Raw genomic sequence first — 14,468 nt, 5'->3', positions numbered from 1 at the left:
AAACAGCACCATAATTCTGCCGGGGCCGCTGGTACTTCCTCCATAAGGTAGCTGTCGGTGAATGCGTTTCGTATGAAGCCCGAAATGGTGCCTGCCGCGGCGACCCGCCCGTCGGCAGGGCCTCATTGTTTGCCGCAACACCACCCTATGTTTCGCCCACACCTGCTCCAGCTGGCGAGCTGCCTGCTGCTGGCCTGCTCCCAAAACAACCCTACCGCCGATACCGACAGCGGCCCGCCTCCCGTACCCGCCGACTCGCTGAAGCCCGCCGCCGATTCGCCCGTGGCCCCCGCACCCGACAACAGCCCCACCACAGCCACTGCGCCGCCCGCTGCGCCAACGGCGGGCGGGCGCATCAGCTGGCCTGCCCCGTTCCGGCCCGCCGCCGTCCGGCCGTGCGAGCAGGTGACGCCTCGTGCTGCCACCATCTACCAGCGGCCCGAGGCCCAGGCGCCGGTGTTTGGGCAGCTGCCGGCGGGGGAAACGCTCCGGCCGGTGGCCCGCACCGCCGACGGCTGGCTCGGCTTCGACCCGGCAACCGCCCAGGCAGCCAACGTCGGCATCTTTCGGCTGCGCTGGGTGCGGGCTGCGGAGGTTTTCGGCGCGAATGCACCGGTTTGTGCGGATCTGCCCGTTGTGCAGGCGCCGGCCTACGCGTGCCTGCTGATGGCCACGCACCCGGTGCCGGTGCGCCTCCGCCCGGAAGCAGCCGCCCCACCGCTCGGCACCATTCCCGTGGGTAGCTACGCCCGAATCCGCCCGCAGCCGGCGCCGGCGGGCTGGACGGCAATTGAGGTGCCGGGCCAAGCGCAGCCCGGCTACGTAGCCGAAGCTGACGTGGAGCTGAACGGCCCCTGCCGCTGATACCGCCCTAACGCAACGGCGGCGCCACCCGAAAGGGTAGCGCCGCCGTTGTCTATCAAGCGAGTAAGCTTAGTGCTTGCCGTGGCCTTTGCCATGCCCGTTGCCTTTTCCATTGCCGGGGCCGCCGTAGCCCATTTTCTTAGCCTGGCCGGGAGGCATGCCGTGGGGGTGGCCGTACTTCGCTTTGTGCTGCGAGTAGTACACCCAGGGCTGGGCACCCACGTAGTCGATGACGACGGGGTGGAAGCCGCGCGGGTCGTAGCCGTTGAGCGCAGCCACGCGGGCCCACTGCCCGTTTTGCATCACGATGTACTGCTGGGCGCGCAGGTCGTAGTAGCCGCCGTACTCAGGCACGTAGTAGTACTGCGTGCCAGCCGGCGCGGCCCCAGCTCGGCGGGTTGATGTTGATGGTTACCTGGGCGTGGGCGTCGCTGTAGAGGCTGGCCGTGCCCGTCAGGAGTAGGGCGGCAAATAGCGTGCGGAGGAGCGTTTTCATGAGAAAGGGAAATTGCGGTGTTGAACGAGCCGCTGGCAAGAACGGCGCCAAACCTCACCAGGCTTGGTGCTCCGCTGCCAACCGCGCCCGGCCGCGCGGCAGAGGCGTAAACGGGCGGCCCAGCTTGCCGCCGGCTCTTTGCTGGCCTGCATACGTGCGTTCAGCGCCGGCGTTATCGGCAGACCGCCGTGCAGTCGTGCTTGCTGTGCAAATGACAAGCTACCACCGGCTTAAAAGCGGAAATAGATAAACGGATTGAAGGAACTGCCCACGATGGCCGCCGCGCTGAACGCCAGCAGCAGCACGGTCGCCAGGCTGATGGCGGCGGCGCGCGGCAAGGTGAGGTTGGACGTAAAGAGGACGCTGGCTTCCCAGCGTTCCATGCGCGGCGCGGCGGCCACAAACGACACCAGCCCCGCCAGCGCCAGGACGGCCCAGAACTCGTTCGGGAGGGCAGGCGGGGCGGTCCACGAGCCGGCAAACATGCTGCGCAAGTAGGCGCCCGCGGCGCTCAGGCTGTCGGCCCGAAACAGCACCCAGCCCACCACCGTGACCAGAAACGTAGGCACGAGGCTGAACACGCCCAGCCGCTGCGAAAGGCGCAGCAAGAACAGGCGGTCTAGAATCAGGAACAGGCCGTGAAAGGCGCCCCAGGCAATGAAATTCCAGGCGGCCCCGTGCCAGAAGCCCGACAGGATAAACACCGTCCAGAGGTTGGCGTAGAGGCGGGGCTTGGACACACGGTTGCCGCCCAGCGGGATGTAGAGGTAGTCCTGCATCCAGCGGCCCAGCGTCATGTGCCAGCGGCGCCAAAACTCGGTGATGCTGCGCGAGATGTAGGGGTTGTTGAAGTTTTCCGGAAACTGAAACCCGATCAGGCGGCCCAGGCCAATGGCCATGTCGGAGTAGCCGGAAAAGTCGAAGTAGATCTGGAAGGTGTAAGCCACGGCGCCAATCCAGGCCAGCGGGGCCGACAGCTCCGCGGCCGGCAGGGCGAAGACGGCGTCGGCCTGCTCGCCAAGGACGTTGGCAATGAGTACCTTCTTGGCCAGGCCCAGCCCGAAGCGGAACAAGCCGGCCAGCTTGTGGTCGATGGTGTCAAACTCCGAACGGTCGGTGAGCTGCCCGGCTATTTCGTGAAAGCGCACGATGGGCCCGGCAATCATCTTCGGGAACAGCATGATGTAGAGCAGGAAGTCCCAGAACGACTTCAGCGGCTTGTTCACCCCGCGGTACACGTCGATGGTGTAGGTGAGCTTCTCGAAGGTGAAGAAGGAAATGCCAATGGGCAGCACAACTTTCTCCCAGTCGAGCGGGGGGCCGCCCGCAGCTTGGCGCACGGCGCTGGCGTTTTCGAGGAAGAAGTTGGCGTACTTGAAGTAGAAGAGCATGGCCACGTTGAGGACGATGCTCAGAATGAGGTAAATCCGCTTCTGCCAGCCCGCGGCCCGGTCCATGAAGCGGATCAGCACGAAATTGACGACCACCGAGCCCAGGAAGAGGGCCAGAAAGTTCAGGCCGCCCCAGGCGTAAAAGCCCACGCTGGCCAGCAGCGCCACCGGGTTTTTCAGCCGTTGGGGCGCGGCGAAGTACAGCAGCAGAAAGGCCGGCAGGAAGTAAAACAGGAACAGCGTACTACTAAAAACCATACGGCAACGTGCGGGCGAACGAGTGGTGGGGCCGAAACGACGGTTTCGGCTAGGGCTGAGGAAGCGGCCGGCGCGGCGCTCAGGGCGCGCCCAGCGCCTGCAGCATGTCGGCGCTGAAGCCCAGGTCGAAGCTGCCGAGGTTGGCCTCGTTGACGAGCACCAGCACCACGTCGTGGGCGGCCAGCTGGGCGCGGCGGTCGAGGCCGCGCACCTCGTATTGCTCGGGTGCCACGTGGTGGTTGGGCGTAGCGCCGGTCCATTCCACTTCGTGGTTGTAGTACCAAAAGTGGGAGTCGGGCGCAAACAGCTCGGGCACAAAGGGATAGAACTCAATGAAGCCCCAGCCGAAACTGTCGCCGACCAGCAGCAGGCGCGGGCGCGGCTGGCCGGGGCGCAGCGGCGCAAATGCCACCGTGGGATAGGCCAGGGGCCAGGGCGCGGGGTCCCAGAGCAGGTTCAGCGCCTTGGCAATGTCGCTGTCGGTGTAGCGCGGGGTGGTGCTGACCGCCGTGCCGCTCACGCGGAAGCCGCGCAGCCCGAGGCGGCCGCGCCGGTCGAGGTAGCGAAACAAGGTGTCGGCCGCCCGCACCACGCCGTAGCCGCTCCAGTGCGTGCCCCCGCGCGGAAACAGCGGATAGGGCGCGGCCGCTTTCCAGCGCCGAAACAGCGGCACAAAATCGACGAAGTTGACGCCGGCGGCCTGCAAGGCGGCCACGTAGCGCTGGTAGTTCGACGAATCCTGCCAGGCTGGGCGGTACGCGGCCGGCAGCAGCTCGGGGTACAAGCCGGCCTTGCTGGGCGGTACGGCCAGTACCAGCAGCTTGCCACGCCGCGCCAGGGTATCCTGCAGGCGGCGAAACTGCTGCACCCGCTGCCGCAGTTCGGCCGGCGGCACGGGCGGCGTCTGCCCCAGCGCGGGCGCAATGGTGCTGGCCTCGAACAGCGCGCCGTCGCGGCCGATGATGATTTGCTGGTTGTTGGAGCGGCCGAAAAGCGAGTAGGCCAGCTGGTTGCGGGGCCGGATCAGCTGCTCACGCAGGCCCAAGTGCCCGGCCGCGTAGCGTTCGAGCCGGTCTTGGTAAACCCCGGCCCGCAGGCTGTCCCAGTGCCAGGCCGGGCGCGGCACGCTGGCTTCGTAGCCGCCCAGGCTGGGGCGCAGAAACTTGATGTTCAGCCAGGTTTGCACCGCCGGTAGCAGCAGCAAGGTGAGCAGCAGCCCGAACAGCCCGCGTTTGGCGGAAAGATATGTAGCGGCAGGCACGCGGTAGGGCGACGAAATAGCTTGAAAGTCTGGGTAAAGGCGGCTGAGAATTCCGGCCCTCACAAGGCCCGGGCTAGACAAACGGCCCAAATCAGGACCTAAAACTACGCGACCCGGGCCGGACTCCTTCAGCTTTTCAAACCACGCGCACCTTTTGCCGTTGTCAGGTGTTAGGAACCACTGGCGTCACGTGGCCGGCCGAGCGGCTGGGGCGGGCGCTGCCTAATTAGCTTGGCCAAGCTGCTACTCAGAGTAGCTAACGGGCCAGGGTTTACGTACTTTCGCGGGCTTATCAGCTGCGCATTGCATGGCTAAAAAACAACCTGCGGCCCCGGCCGCCGCCCCGGCTCCGGCCAAAGCGACGAAGAAGTCTACTTCCACGGTGAAGCCGCGCGCCAAAGCGGACCACCCCGCCGCGGCTTCGCGCCCCGACGAGGTGCCGGTGGCCAGCAACGGCCACTCGCCCGCGGCCCTGGCCGCGCCGGCCACCTCCGCCACGCATTCCTCGGCGGCCACCATCGAGGCGCCGTTCATCGAGGTGTTCGGGGCGCGGGAGCACAACCTCAAGAACGTGTCCGTGCAGATTCCGCGCGGCAAGCTGGTGGTGTTCACGGGTATTTCGGGCTCGGGCAAGTCCTCGCTGGCCTTCGACACCATCTACGCCGAGGGGCAGCGCCGCTACATGGAGACGTTTTCGGCCTACGCCCGCTCGTTTATGGGCGGCTTGGAGCGCCCCGACGTGGACAAGATTGAGGGCCTCTCGCCGGTCATCAGCATCGAGCAGAAGACGACCTCGCGCAACCCGCGCTCCACGGTGGGCACCATCACCGAGATTTACGACTTCCTGCGCCTGTTCTACGCCCGCACCGCCGAGGCCTTCAGCTACGTGACGGGCAAGAAGATGATCCGGCAGTCCGACGACCAGATCATCAACTACATTCTCAAGCACTTCGACGGGCGCAAGCTGGTGGTGCTGGCCCCGGTGGTGAAGGGCCGTAAGGGCCACTACCGCGAGCTGTTTCAGCAGATTGCCAAGCTGGGCTTCACCAAGGTGCGCGTCGACGGCGAGCTGCTCGACATCACCGCCAAGATGCAGGTGGACCGCTACAAAATCCACGACATCGAAATCGTCATCGACCGGCTGGTGGTGAAGGAAGACGACCGGTTCCGCCTCTCGGGCTCCATGCAGTCGGCGCTGACGCACGGCAAAGGCACCGCGCTGGTGCTCGACCCGGACGCGAAGAAGACGCAGTTTTTCTCGCGCTTCCTCATGGACCCGTCCACCGGCATTGCCTACGACGACCCGGCGCCCAACACCTTTTCGTTCAACTCGCCCTACGGCGCCTGCCCCGTGTGCAACGGCCTGGGCGAGATTCAGCAGATTACCGAGGAGTCGGTCATTCCCGACCCCAAGCTGAGCATCAGCCGCGGCGGTATTGCGCCCCTGGGCGAGTACCGCGACATCTGGATTTTCCAGCAGATGAACCTGATTCTGAAGAAGAACAAGGTGTCGCTGACCACGCCCATCGAGAAGCTGCCGCGCGACTTGGTGGAGCGCCTCTTGAACGGCGTGCCCGAGCCGGAGGACGAGGACGACAAGAAGAAAGCCACTTACTCCGAGCCGTTCGAGGGCATTATTCCCTTCCTGCGCCGGCAGATGGAGTCCGATTCGGAGAACATCCGGGAGTGGATTCAGCAGTACACCCAGGCCACCGAGTGCCCGGAGTGCCACGGCTACCGCCTGAAGAAAGAGTCCTTGCACTTCAAGATTGCCGACCGGCACATCGGCGAGCTGTCCATTATGGACATTGGCGAGCTGAGCCGCTGGTTCGAGAACCTAGAAGACCGGCTGTCGGAGCGGCAGAACCTGATTGCGCGGGAGCTGCTGAAGGAAATCCGCAAGCGCATCGGCTTCCTGCTGGAAGTGGGCCTGGAGTACCTGAACCTGCACCGCTCCGTGCGCACGCTCTCGGGCGGCGAGTCGCAGCGCATCCGCTTAGCCACGCAGATCGGCACCCAGCTGGTGGGCGTGCTCTACATCATGGACGAGCCCAGCATCGGCCTGCACCAGCGCGACAACGAGCGGCTGATCAACGCCTTGAAGCACCTGCGCGACCTGGGCAACTCCGTCATTGTGGTGGAGCACGACAAGGACATGATCATCCACGCCGACCACGTGCTCGACATCGGGCCCGGCGCGGGTATCCACGGCGGGCACGTGGTGGCCGAAGGCGAACCGGACGCGTTTCTGCGCAGCGGCTCGCTCACGGCCCAGTACCTGAGCGGTGAAAAGCACATCGAGCTGCGCAAGAAAAAGCGCGAGGGCCACGGCACCGAGCTGGTGCTGAAGGGCGCCAAGGGCCACAACCTCAAGAACGTCACCCTGAAAGTGCCGCTGGGCAAGCTGGTGGCCGTGACGGGCGTGTCGGGCTCAGGCAAGTCGTCCCTGATTCACGACACCTTGTACCCCATCCTAAACAAGCACTTCTTCAACGCCAAAAAGGAGCCGCTGCAGTTCGGCGCCATCGACGGGCTGGAGCACCTCGACAAGGTGATTGAGGTCGACCAGTCGCCCATCGGGCGCACGCCGCGCTCGAACCCGGCCACCTACACCGGCGTGTTCACCGAAATCCGCCAGCTGTACTCCAACCTGCCCGAGGCCAAAATCCGCGGCTACGGACCGGGGCGCTTCTCCTTCAACGTGAAGGGCGGCCGTTGCGAAACCTGCGAGGGGGCCGGCATCCGCACCATCGAAATGAACTTCCTGCCCGACGTGCACGTGCAGTGCGAAACCTGCAAGGGCCGGCGCTACAACCGCGAGACGCTGGAAGTGCGCTTCAAGGGCAAAAGCATCACCGACGTGCTCGATATGACCATCGAGAAGGCGGTGGAATTCTTCGAGAACCAGCCGCGTATCCTGCGCAAGATCAAGACCCTCAACGACGTGGGTCTGGGTTACATCACGCTCGGGCAGCAGGCTACCACCCTCTCGGGCGGGGAGGCCCAGCGCGTGAAGCTGGCCACCGAGCTGAGCAAGAAGGACACCGGCCAGACTTTCTACATCCTCGACGAGCCCACCACCGGCCTGCACTTCGAGGACATCCGCCACCTCTCCGACGTGCTGCAGAAGCTGGCCGACAAGGGCAACACCGTGCTCATCATCGAGCACAACCTGGACCTGATCAAAGTCGCCGACCACATCATCGACCTCGGGCCCGAGGGCGGGGCGGGCGGCGGCACCATCGTGGCCCAGGGCACGCCCGAGCAGGTGGCCAAAGCCAAGAAAAGCCACACGGCCCGTTTCCTGGCCGAGGAGCTGAAAGTCAGCAAGTACGCGGAAGCGGAAGCGGAAGAATAACCGACCAGCCGAGTCGTAAAAAAGGCGTCCTTCCGGCTGGAGGGACGCCTTTTTGTATTGGTCACTAAACCTTTACTGCACGGTAAGCCGGTCGGTCCAGTTGCGGCCGTCGGGGCTGTTCAGGCGTAGCACGTATACACCGGCCGCCAGCTCGGGCAGGGGCAGGATAACGGCCGAGCCGGTTACCGTCTGCGCCGGGAGGCAGGGCCGGCCCAGCAGGTCGTACAAGCCCAGCGTGCCGGCGGCCGGCGGATGCACTGTGACGCTGCCCTGCGCGGCCCCGGGGTTCGGGTACAGGCCCAGGGTGCCAGTCGCCAGGGCTTTGGTTGCCAGCGGGGCGAAGGCCGGAACCAGAGCCAGCGTCATCTGCCGGCTGCCGCCGCGGCTGCGAGCGGTGTAGGTGGCCCCACCCAGGGCGTACTGCCCGTCGGGCGCCACCGTCACGGAAAACTGCGAGCCGCCGACAAAGGCCGTTGGGGTAAGGCGCAAGTCCAGCGTGTTCTCCAGCAGCTGCAACCCGCTGGGGAACCGCAACAGGCTCATGACATAGTCCCCGCCTTGGCCCGGAGCGGTGGAGTTTTCGCCTTCCATCACGCCGATAATACGTCCCTGCGTATCCTCCGTCAGCGCCGTAAAACCGCCGGTGGCAGAAGTACTTACAGAAGGAGAGGTAGCAACGACATTGCCCTGGTCATTGAGCACGCGCAACTGGCTGGACCCCGCCACGATGGTGGTACCGACGCGGGTGTACAGGGTAGTGCTGATGTTGCCGAGCGTGTTGGCGCTCATGGTGGGGGCGCTGCCGTTTTCGGGCAGGGAAATGGTCGACCCGTTGATAAACACGAAATAGCCGCTGGAGCGCCGCGCCAATTTCGGCCAGGGGCCGTAGGAGCCGTAGTTGGTACCGGTCAGCAGCGGGGTCAGGTCAGTATTCCAGATATCCTGCCCGGTGGCCGCGTCGATTTTGCGCGCGCGTACCTCCAGCAACATAGGGGTGCCTGCCACCGGCTCGGTGTATAACTGCCGGACAACTAAGTAGTTGTCATCCGGGCCGCTCAGCATGATTGAGGCAATGGTTCCATTTGGGTCACCCGTCGGCGCGAAAGGCCGCGTCCAGGCAGTGTCTCCGTTGAGGTTCAGCTTGGCCAAGCCGTTGGGGTGGGTTATCAGGATATTGCCCTGCGCGTCCTGGCTAAACTTGACGTTGGGGTAAACCGCGCGGCCACTGCGCACAATTGGGGTGACCTTGCTCCAGACGGTATTACCCTGCGCATCGATGCGCTGCACCTGCACGCCGTTCTGCACCTGGTTGGACACCAGCAGAAAGTCGCCGGATGGGTGCTTGCCTACAAACGAGAAGCGCCCGTCTTTGTCCCAGAATGGCGACTGGGTCATGGGGTAGTTTTGTATCCAGGTGGTCTGGGCCTGAGTACGGGAGGGCAATAGGGTTGTAGCCAGCAGGCTGGCCAGGAGTAGTTGTGTACGCATGAGTCGAAACAAGATTAAAGTAAGAGCAATTGGGTATTCAAGTATACAACATACGCCGCATCTGATTGATCCTGAGCATCTGGTAATAAGGAGCCGGGGCGGGCCAGACGGGCGGACGCGCCCGCCTTCGGCTACGCGCAAACGCCGCCGGTTACGATTGCGTAACCGGCGGCGTTTTTTTGTTGACCCGAATGGCCGAGCTGCTTATTTTGGACGCTTCGTTCTGCTCCACACCCGCCCACCGTCCATGAAAGTTCTCGTTTTCCCCGTGTTGCTCGGCCTAGCCGTGTATGCCTCGCACCTGGAGCCGCCCAAGCCCACGCACTGGGTCGGCACAATTAGCAACGGCATGAAAGGCGACAAAATCAGCTTCGACGTGTCGCCGGATGGCAAAACGGTGTCGAACCTGCTGTTTCAGGGCTACTGGCGCTGCGCGGGCAAGCTGGAGCAAACCAGCACCGGTCCCGCGGGCAGCTTCCCGGTGCGGGGCGGCAAAGCCAGCGGCGTGGTCGTCGATCCGCCTGCCGGCGGGGCCTCCGCCTGGCGCTACGAGTTCGAGGCGGCCGTTGGCAAAGCCACGGCCCAGGGCTCTTTCCGCATGAACATCAACGGCCTCGGCTGCGACACCTACAAGCTGCAGTGGACCGCTGCCCCCGCGGACAAAGGCGGCCAATAGGCCTAAGCACGGGTGCTTATTCGACTTGCAGACGATTCGTCTGGGTACGACCCTGCTTGTCGGTGAAGCGCACCACGTAGATGCCCGCCGCCAGCGACGGCACCGCTACCGTTGTTGAGGCGCTGCTTACGGGCTGCCGGGGACCTTGCTGCCGGCCCATTACGTCGTAGATGCCGATTTGACCGGTGGTACCCACCGGCACGCTGGCCGTTATGCGGGCGCCGGATGCGGTACGGGTGGGGTAGAGGGCCAACGCACCAATGCCTACTTTCTCTTTGTTCGCCAGCGCAGTAAGGCTCGGCAACGACGCCACCGTCAAGTACGAGCTGCTGGTTAAGCTAGAGCCCCCGGCGATGAGATATTCGTTCGGCGTGCAGGTAAGCGAGTACATGAAGGAAGAGGTGATGTCGTAGCCCAAGTTTATTGGTTGGATGTTACCTATCGAATGCAAGGCGCTGTCGAGACGTTGCACGGAGAACGTGTAATAGGTGGCATTAGACCCCGGGCCGCCGCTGATATAAGATGACTGTCTCAGTAAAATGATGTTTTGCTGGTCGTCTTCCGCAAAGACACTCGAACCCACTGTCGACCGGGCTGTGGTAATGCCTTGGTCGTTGAGGCGGTAGATGGCAGCGCCGGTAGACCACAGGGTCGTATTGGAGCGGCTAAACACGGCCGTTGCAATGCTATAGTTCACCGGCAAGGAGTGAATGCCGGTATAGGCGCCGGTTTCATTTAGCAACATGACATTGCTGCCGGTGTTGCCGGTGACGAACACAAAGTAGCCGCTGGCGCGTCGAGCCAGAGTTGGGCGGCAGCCATACCAAGAGTATCCGCTCGGGTAGGTGGCTGCTAGCTGGGCGTTCAAGGAAGTGGTCCAGAGAGTTTGCCCGGTTGCGGCATCAAACTTTAGAACCTGCAGTGCCTCAGGGGTAGTGCTGGTATTTTCCTGTTGGAAGGCTACGACGTAATTGCCGTCACCACCGATTACCGGGTTCGTGGCCAAAGAGCTGAACGCCGCAGAAAATTTGCGCGTCCAAGTGGTGTCGCCGTTGGCGTTGAGCTTGATGACCCCGCGCGCATCAGCAATGATGGTATTGCCTTGGGTGTCGTGCGTATAATTTGATTCGCCAGTAAGAGTTTGTCCAAGCCGCACAGCCGTAGCTTTAGTCCATAAGGTGCTGCCCTGCGCAGTAAGGCGAGCAATAAAGACGTTGCCTTGCGAGCCAAGGGCTTTGCCACAGATTGCCAGATAGCCGCCTCCCGGAAGCGGGGTTACGTGGTTTGACTCCCCGTCTTTATCGACCCAGCCGGTATTGGCTTGCGGAGTCGTAATTTTCCAAGTGGGCGTAATCGTCTGGGCAAGTGCTGCGGCTGGCGCAATTAAGGCGAAAAGGGCGAGTAGGGTTTGACGCATAAGAGGAGCTGAAAACAGCAGAAACGGAATATGCGGAAGAAAATCATCGGTACGGAAAGCGCAGGCGCAGCTTTTACTCTGCGTATGGGCTTGGTCGTTAGCCGCAAAGCTGCGCTTTTTATAGCCTGCTGCGGTGTAGCACAACGAACGTTGGGGCCTCGCCAAGCCGGCTCAGGCGCCTACGCGGCCACGGGCTGCGGCTCGTGCGGGTGCTGCGCGGCCGCGTACTCGCGCACCAGGCGCCGGTAGCGGCGGCCGTAGAGCGTCATCAGCGGCCAGATGAATACCGGCGCCACGCGGCTGACCCACCATGGGGCCACGAGCGTCAGCAGGATGCCGAACACAAAGGCCAGTGGCGCCACCAGGGGCCGCACAATATCCAGGTCGGGGTGCCGGGCGTCGCGTGGGTCGATGAGGCCGTGCGCGGGGTTGCGGATGTAGCGCTGCAGCACCACCTGCGCCAGCGCCGTGGCAATGACGCTCAGGCAGTAGAGCACATAGGGCACGTTGACGCCAACGGTGTATTCGGTGTAGTAGGCCGAGGTGAAGGGCATCAGCACGATGGTCATCAGAAACAGGATGTTCAGCCAGATCAGCCGGCCGTCGTAACGCCGCAGAAAGCGGAACACCCGGTGGTGGGCCGTCCAGTACACGGCAATGACCCCGAAGCCGATGAAAAAGCCCACGAACTTGGGCGTGAGGCGCAGCAGGGCCGCCAGCGCCTCCCGGTCGTTGGCGTGGTGCAGCTCCGGTACCTTGATTTCGATGATGAGCAGCGTAATGGCAATGGCAAATACCGCGTCGGAAAACAGGATCAGCCGCTCCAGCTGAAACTCCGTCCGGTCGTGGTGTTCCAGCGGTAGCAAGTCGGCGGGCTGGCTCATAAGGGTAACGCGGCGCCGGGGTGTCAGCGGCGGCCCGGCTAAATATAGGGGGCAGCCGATGCAGGGCACAAAAAGCCGCCCGGGCGCAGGGGCCGGGCGGCTAAGCAGTGCGGCGGCCGTTTATTTCAGGGCTTCCACCTTGGGCAGGGCTTGGTTGACCATGTCCAGGTGCATTTTCAGGGTGGGCAGGGTCTTGGCGGCAAAGGCTTTGACGGCGGGGTCGGCCGCTTTCACGGAGGCTTCGGTGAATTCCTTCACGTCCTCCTCGTGGTCTTTCTGCATTTCCCGCAGGTACTTTTTGTCTAGGTCGAGGCCCTTCTCGTCGGCCACGTCGTCATACACGTCCTTGTGGTCGTCGGCCAGGCCGTCGGGCAGGGTAATGTTCTTCTGGCGAGCAATGGCCTTGAGCTCCTCGTTGGCCTTGGTGTGGTCCGTCACCATGTGCTGGGCGTACTGCTTGGCCTCGGCCGAAACGGCCTTCTGGCTCACCAGCTTGCCCAGCTCCACTTCCAGCATGCCGCCGCTAGCGGCTTTGGTAAGGAACTCGGAGTCGAAATCCAGTTTCTTTTCCTCAACCTTGCCCATCTCGGTGGCGGGCGTGGCGGCGTCGTTTTTGGCTTCGTTTTGTTCCTGGGCGGCTTCCTGCGGGTCTTTGTTGCCCGAGCAGGCGCCCAGCAAAGAGCTTAAGGCCACGGCAGCGGCCAGCAAGTACGGTTTCATAAGCAGTGCGGCGTGAGGGGTAAGGGCAAAAAAAGACCGGCCCTGTGGTGGGGCCGGTCCGGCATTACATCTTCATTTTCTGAAACATGTCCAGATGGCTTTGCACCACCGGCGTTACCTTGGCAATGAAGCCCTTCAGGTCAGCATCCTGGGTCATGGCGTCGTGCGCCTTCATCGTGTTCAGCGTTTTCTGGTGGTCCAGCACCATCTGCTGCATGTAGCGCTGCTCCAGCTCCTTGCCCGACAGCCCTTTCATTTGCTCGGCAATGGCTTTGTGCTCGGCGTCCATGTCGGTGGGCAGCGTCACGCCCTTCTTCTTGGCAATGGGCATCAATTCGCTGGTCGACTTGGTGTGGTCCTTAATCATCATGTTGGCGTGGTCCTTGGCCATGCCCGTCACGCCCTTGTCGAGCACCAGCTTGCTGAGCTGAATTTCGTTTTGGTCGCTGTGCGCGGCCGACATCATGAATTCCGGGTCGTCCTTGTGCGGGGCCGTGGCATTGGGGTCACCGGCCGGGGCTGCGGCGGCCGTGCCGGTGGTGTCGCCGTCGTTGGCGGCGTTGGCTTCGCCGTTGGTGGCGTTGCGCATGTAGTTGTCGTTGGCCTCGTTATTGGCCGTTTCGGTGTTGTCCGCCGTGGTTTTGTTGTCGGTGCAGGCGGCCGAGCCGGCCAGCAGCAGGCCGCAACACAGGGCGGAAAGCAGATGCTTTTTCATGGGGTGTTTGGAAGTGGTTGGGAATGGCGCGGCAACTATAGAAAGACGAAAACAGGTTAGCGGGCCGAGTCGGCCGGGGCAGCGGTGCCCGCCGAATCGGCGTTGGCCGTGACGGTGGGCCCGGCGTTGTTGTCGATGACCACCGCATCGGACTTCACGCCGCCTTCTTCGCGGGCTTTGTCGATGTCGGTGACGGCGTCGCCGGCGGTGGCGTCGTCGCGCTTGGCGTTGTCGGAGCAGGCGCCGAGGGTCAGTAGGGCGGCCATTGGCAGGGCCAACAGCAGAGCAGAACGTTTCATAAGTGGTGTCTTGGTTGAAGTAAGTCGGACGGAGGCGGGCGAAATCAGGGCTTGAGTTGGTCGTGCAGCTCGTCGGCCTGCTCGTAGTGCTTTTTGAGGACGGGGGCGTACTTGGCCGCCACGGCCCGGATGTCGCCGTCGTAGGCGTCGTCGGCCATGTCGTCGAATTCGTCGCGCGCGTCGTCGAGGTAGTCGCGGGCTGCTTCCAGCAGGCGGCGGTCAAACTCGGCCCCGCTCTGGCTGGTGAGCTGGCTGATGACGTCCTGCTGATCGGCGCTGAGGCCTTCGGGCAGGGTGAGGCTTTTTTGCTCGGCCACCGCGTGCAGGGCGCCGCCCAGGGCCGTAGCGTCGCGGCTGAGCTGGGTGGCCCAGGCCCGCAGCGCCGGGCTGCTGGCGCGGCGCTGGGCCAGCTGCCCGAGCTCGGCCCCGAGGCGGCTGCCGGTAGCGGCTTCCACCATGAAGTCGGCGTCGCGTTCCTGGCGCTTGGTAATGTCCTCGCGTCCAATGCGCTGCTCGTTGGCAAACTTGGCATCGGCCACGGGGTCCCGTTCGCCCGAGCCGCACGCAAGCAGCAAGGCCAAGGGAGCAAACAGGAGCGCGCGAACGGTGAAGGGCATGGGCATGAAGCGGTACGGAGCGCG

14 protein-coding genes are annotated in these 14,468 nt (G+C 63.7%); 3 read left to right on the top strand and 11 right to left on the bottom strand.

All coding sequences use genetic code 11. From position 1 onward, the window contains the following. Positions 1-147 precede the first annotated feature (147 nt). Positions 148-864 carry a hypothetical protein gene (locus LJ737_RS01605; RefSeq protein WP_227762357.1) on the top strand — a complete coding sequence of 239 codons (717 nt, stop codon included), beginning with the start codon at positions 148-150 and terminating at the stop codon, positions 862-864. Positions 865-933: 69 nt separating this feature from the next. On the opposite strand, the gene LJ737_RS01600 is transcribed toward LJ737_RS01605, so the two are convergent. The 4 genes from LJ737_RS01600 to LJ737_RS01585 form a co-directional block, all read right to left on the bottom strand. Continuing rightward, the gene (locus LJ737_RS01600) at positions 934-1,218 is read right to left on the bottom strand and encodes a hypothetical protein (RefSeq protein WP_227762350.1); all 285 of its coding nucleotides are present in this window, start codon (positions 1,216-1,218) and stop codon (positions 934-936) included. Further along, entirely contained in the window at positions 1,211-1,360 is a 150-nt protein-coding gene (locus LJ737_RS01595; RefSeq protein WP_227762347.1) for a hypothetical protein, read from the bottom strand. Before LJ737_RS01595 ends, LJ737_RS01600 begins: the two co-directional genes overlap by 8 nt. Positions 1,361-1,590: 230 nt before the next feature. Next, positions 1,591-3,009, bottom strand: coding sequence for an MBOAT family O-acyltransferase (locus LJ737_RS01590; RefSeq protein ID WP_227762345.1), 1,419 nt, complete (start codon positions 3,007-3,009; stop codon positions 1,591-1,593). 79 nt (positions 3,010-3,088) lie between these two features. Beyond that, on the bottom strand, positions 3,089-4,270 hold the full coding sequence (locus LJ737_RS01585; RefSeq protein ID WP_227762335.1) for an alginate O-acetyltransferase AlgX-related protein: 1,182 nt from the start codon (positions 4,268-4,270) through the stop codon (positions 3,089-3,091). A 307-nt stretch (positions 4,271-4,577) separates the two neighbouring features. Here LJ737_RS01585 and uvrA point away from each other — a divergent pair, with 307 nt between their 5' ends. Then, the gene (uvrA, locus tag LJ737_RS01580; protein ID WP_227762333.1) at positions 4,578-7,628 is read left to right on the top strand and encodes an excinuclease ABC subunit UvrA; all 3,051 of its coding nucleotides are present in this window, start codon (positions 4,578-4,580) and stop codon (positions 7,626-7,628) included. Positions 7,629-7,700: 72 nt separating this feature from the next. On the opposite strand, the gene LJ737_RS01575 is transcribed toward uvrA, so the two are convergent. Continuing rightward, entirely contained in the window at positions 7,701-9,116 is a 1,416-nt protein-coding gene (locus LJ737_RS01575; RefSeq protein ID WP_227762327.1) for a T9SS type A sorting domain-containing protein, read from the bottom strand. A 247-nt stretch (positions 9,117-9,363) separates the two neighbouring features. On the opposite strand from LJ737_RS01575, the gene LJ737_RS01570 reads away from it, so the two are divergent. After that, the gene (locus LJ737_RS01570; RefSeq protein ID WP_227762325.1) at positions 9,364-9,792 is read left to right on the top strand and encodes a hypothetical protein; all 429 of its coding nucleotides are present in this window, start codon (positions 9,364-9,366) and stop codon (positions 9,790-9,792) included. 16 nt (positions 9,793-9,808) lie between these two features. Here LJ737_RS01570 and LJ737_RS01565 read toward each other — a convergent pair whose 3' ends face one another. The 6 genes from LJ737_RS01565 to LJ737_RS01540 all read right to left on the bottom strand — a co-directional run bounded on the left by LJ737_RS01565 (position 9,809) and on the right by LJ737_RS01540 (position 14,444). Further along, positions 9,809-11,209 carry a T9SS type A sorting domain-containing protein gene (locus LJ737_RS01565; RefSeq protein WP_227762322.1) on the bottom strand — a complete coding sequence of 467 codons (1,401 nt, stop codon included), beginning with the start codon at positions 11,207-11,209 and terminating at the stop codon, positions 9,809-9,811. 179 nt (positions 11,210-11,388) lie between these two features. Beyond that, on the bottom strand, positions 11,389-12,093 hold the full coding sequence (locus LJ737_RS01560) for a TMEM175 family protein (protein ID WP_227762320.1): 705 nt from the start codon (positions 12,091-12,093) through the stop codon (positions 11,389-11,391). 120 nt (positions 12,094-12,213) lie between these two features. Further along, positions 12,214-12,813 carry a DUF4142 domain-containing protein gene (locus tag LJ737_RS01555; RefSeq protein ID WP_227762318.1) on the bottom strand — a complete coding sequence of 200 codons (600 nt, stop codon included), beginning with the start codon at positions 12,811-12,813 and terminating at the stop codon, positions 12,214-12,216. A gap of 64 nt (positions 12,814-12,877) precedes the next feature. Beyond that, positions 12,878-13,528, bottom strand: a complete 651-nt coding sequence (locus tag LJ737_RS01550; protein WP_227762317.1) for a DUF4142 domain-containing protein — start codon at positions 13,526-13,528, stop codon at positions 12,878-12,880. Positions 13,529-13,584: 56 nt separating this feature from the next. Beyond that, positions 13,585-13,827, bottom strand: coding sequence for a hypothetical protein (locus LJ737_RS01545; RefSeq protein WP_227762315.1), 243 nt, complete (start codon positions 13,825-13,827; stop codon positions 13,585-13,587). A 44-nt stretch (positions 13,828-13,871) separates the two neighbouring features. Next, positions 13,872-14,444: a DUF4142 domain-containing protein gene (locus LJ737_RS01540; RefSeq protein ID WP_227762308.1), complete on the bottom strand. Its 573-nt coding sequence runs from the start codon at positions 14,442-14,444 to the stop codon at positions 13,872-13,874. Positions 14,445-14,468: the final 24 nt, after the last annotated feature.

Source organism: Hymenobacter sp. 15J16-1T3B, assembly GCF_020711235.1.
Taxonomy (GTDB): domain Bacteria; phylum Bacteroidota; class Bacteroidia; order Cytophagales; family Hymenobacteraceae; genus Solirubrum.
This window is presented reverse-complemented; position numbering and strand designations above follow the sequence as displayed.

Bases quoted from the DNA above. Each gene is read 5' to 3' on its own strand.
- LJ737_RS01555 (WP_227762318.1), bottom strand. From the start codon at position 12,813: ATGAAACCGTACTTGCTGGCCGCTGCCGTGGCCTTAAGCTCTTTGCTG.
- LJ737_RS01570 (WP_227762325.1), top strand. From the start codon at position 9,364: ATGAAAGTTCTCGTTTTCCCCGTGTTGCTCGGCCTAGCCGTGTATGCC.
- uvrA (WP_227762333.1), top strand. From the start codon at position 4,578: ATGGCTAAAAAACAACCTGCGGCCCCGGCCGCCGCCCCGGCTCCGGCC.
- LJ737_RS01565 (WP_227762322.1), bottom strand. From the start codon at position 11,209: ATGCGTCAAACCCTACTCGCCCTTTTCGCCTTAATTGCGCCAGCCGCA.
- LJ737_RS01590 (WP_227762345.1), bottom strand. From the start codon at position 3,009: ATGGTTTTTAGTAGTACGCTGTTCCTGTTTTACTTCCTGCCGGCCTTT.
- LJ737_RS01540 (WP_227762308.1), bottom strand. From the start codon at position 14,444: ATGCCCTTCACCGTTCGCGCGCTCCTGTTTGCTCCCTTGGCCTTGCTG.
- LJ737_RS01545 (WP_227762315.1), bottom strand. From the start codon at position 13,827: ATGAAACGTTCTGCTCTGCTGTTGGCCCTGCCAATGGCCGCCCTACTG.
- LJ737_RS01595 (WP_227762347.1), bottom strand. From the start codon at position 1,360: ATGAAAACGCTCCTCCGCACGCTATTTGCCGCCCTACTCCTGACGGGC.
- LJ737_RS01575 (WP_227762327.1), bottom strand. From the start codon at position 9,116: ATGCGTACACAACTACTCCTGGCCAGCCTGCTGGCTACAACCCTATTG.
- LJ737_RS01605 (WP_227762357.1), top strand. From the start codon at position 148: ATGTTTCGCCCACACCTGCTCCAGCTGGCGAGCTGCCTGCTGCTGGCC.
- LJ737_RS01550 (WP_227762317.1), bottom strand. From the start codon at position 13,528: ATGAAAAAGCATCTGCTTTCCGCCCTGTGTTGCGGCCTGCTGCTGGCC.
- LJ737_RS01560 (WP_227762320.1), bottom strand. From the start codon at position 12,093: ATGAGCCAGCCCGCCGACTTGCTACCGCTGGAACACCACGACCGGACG.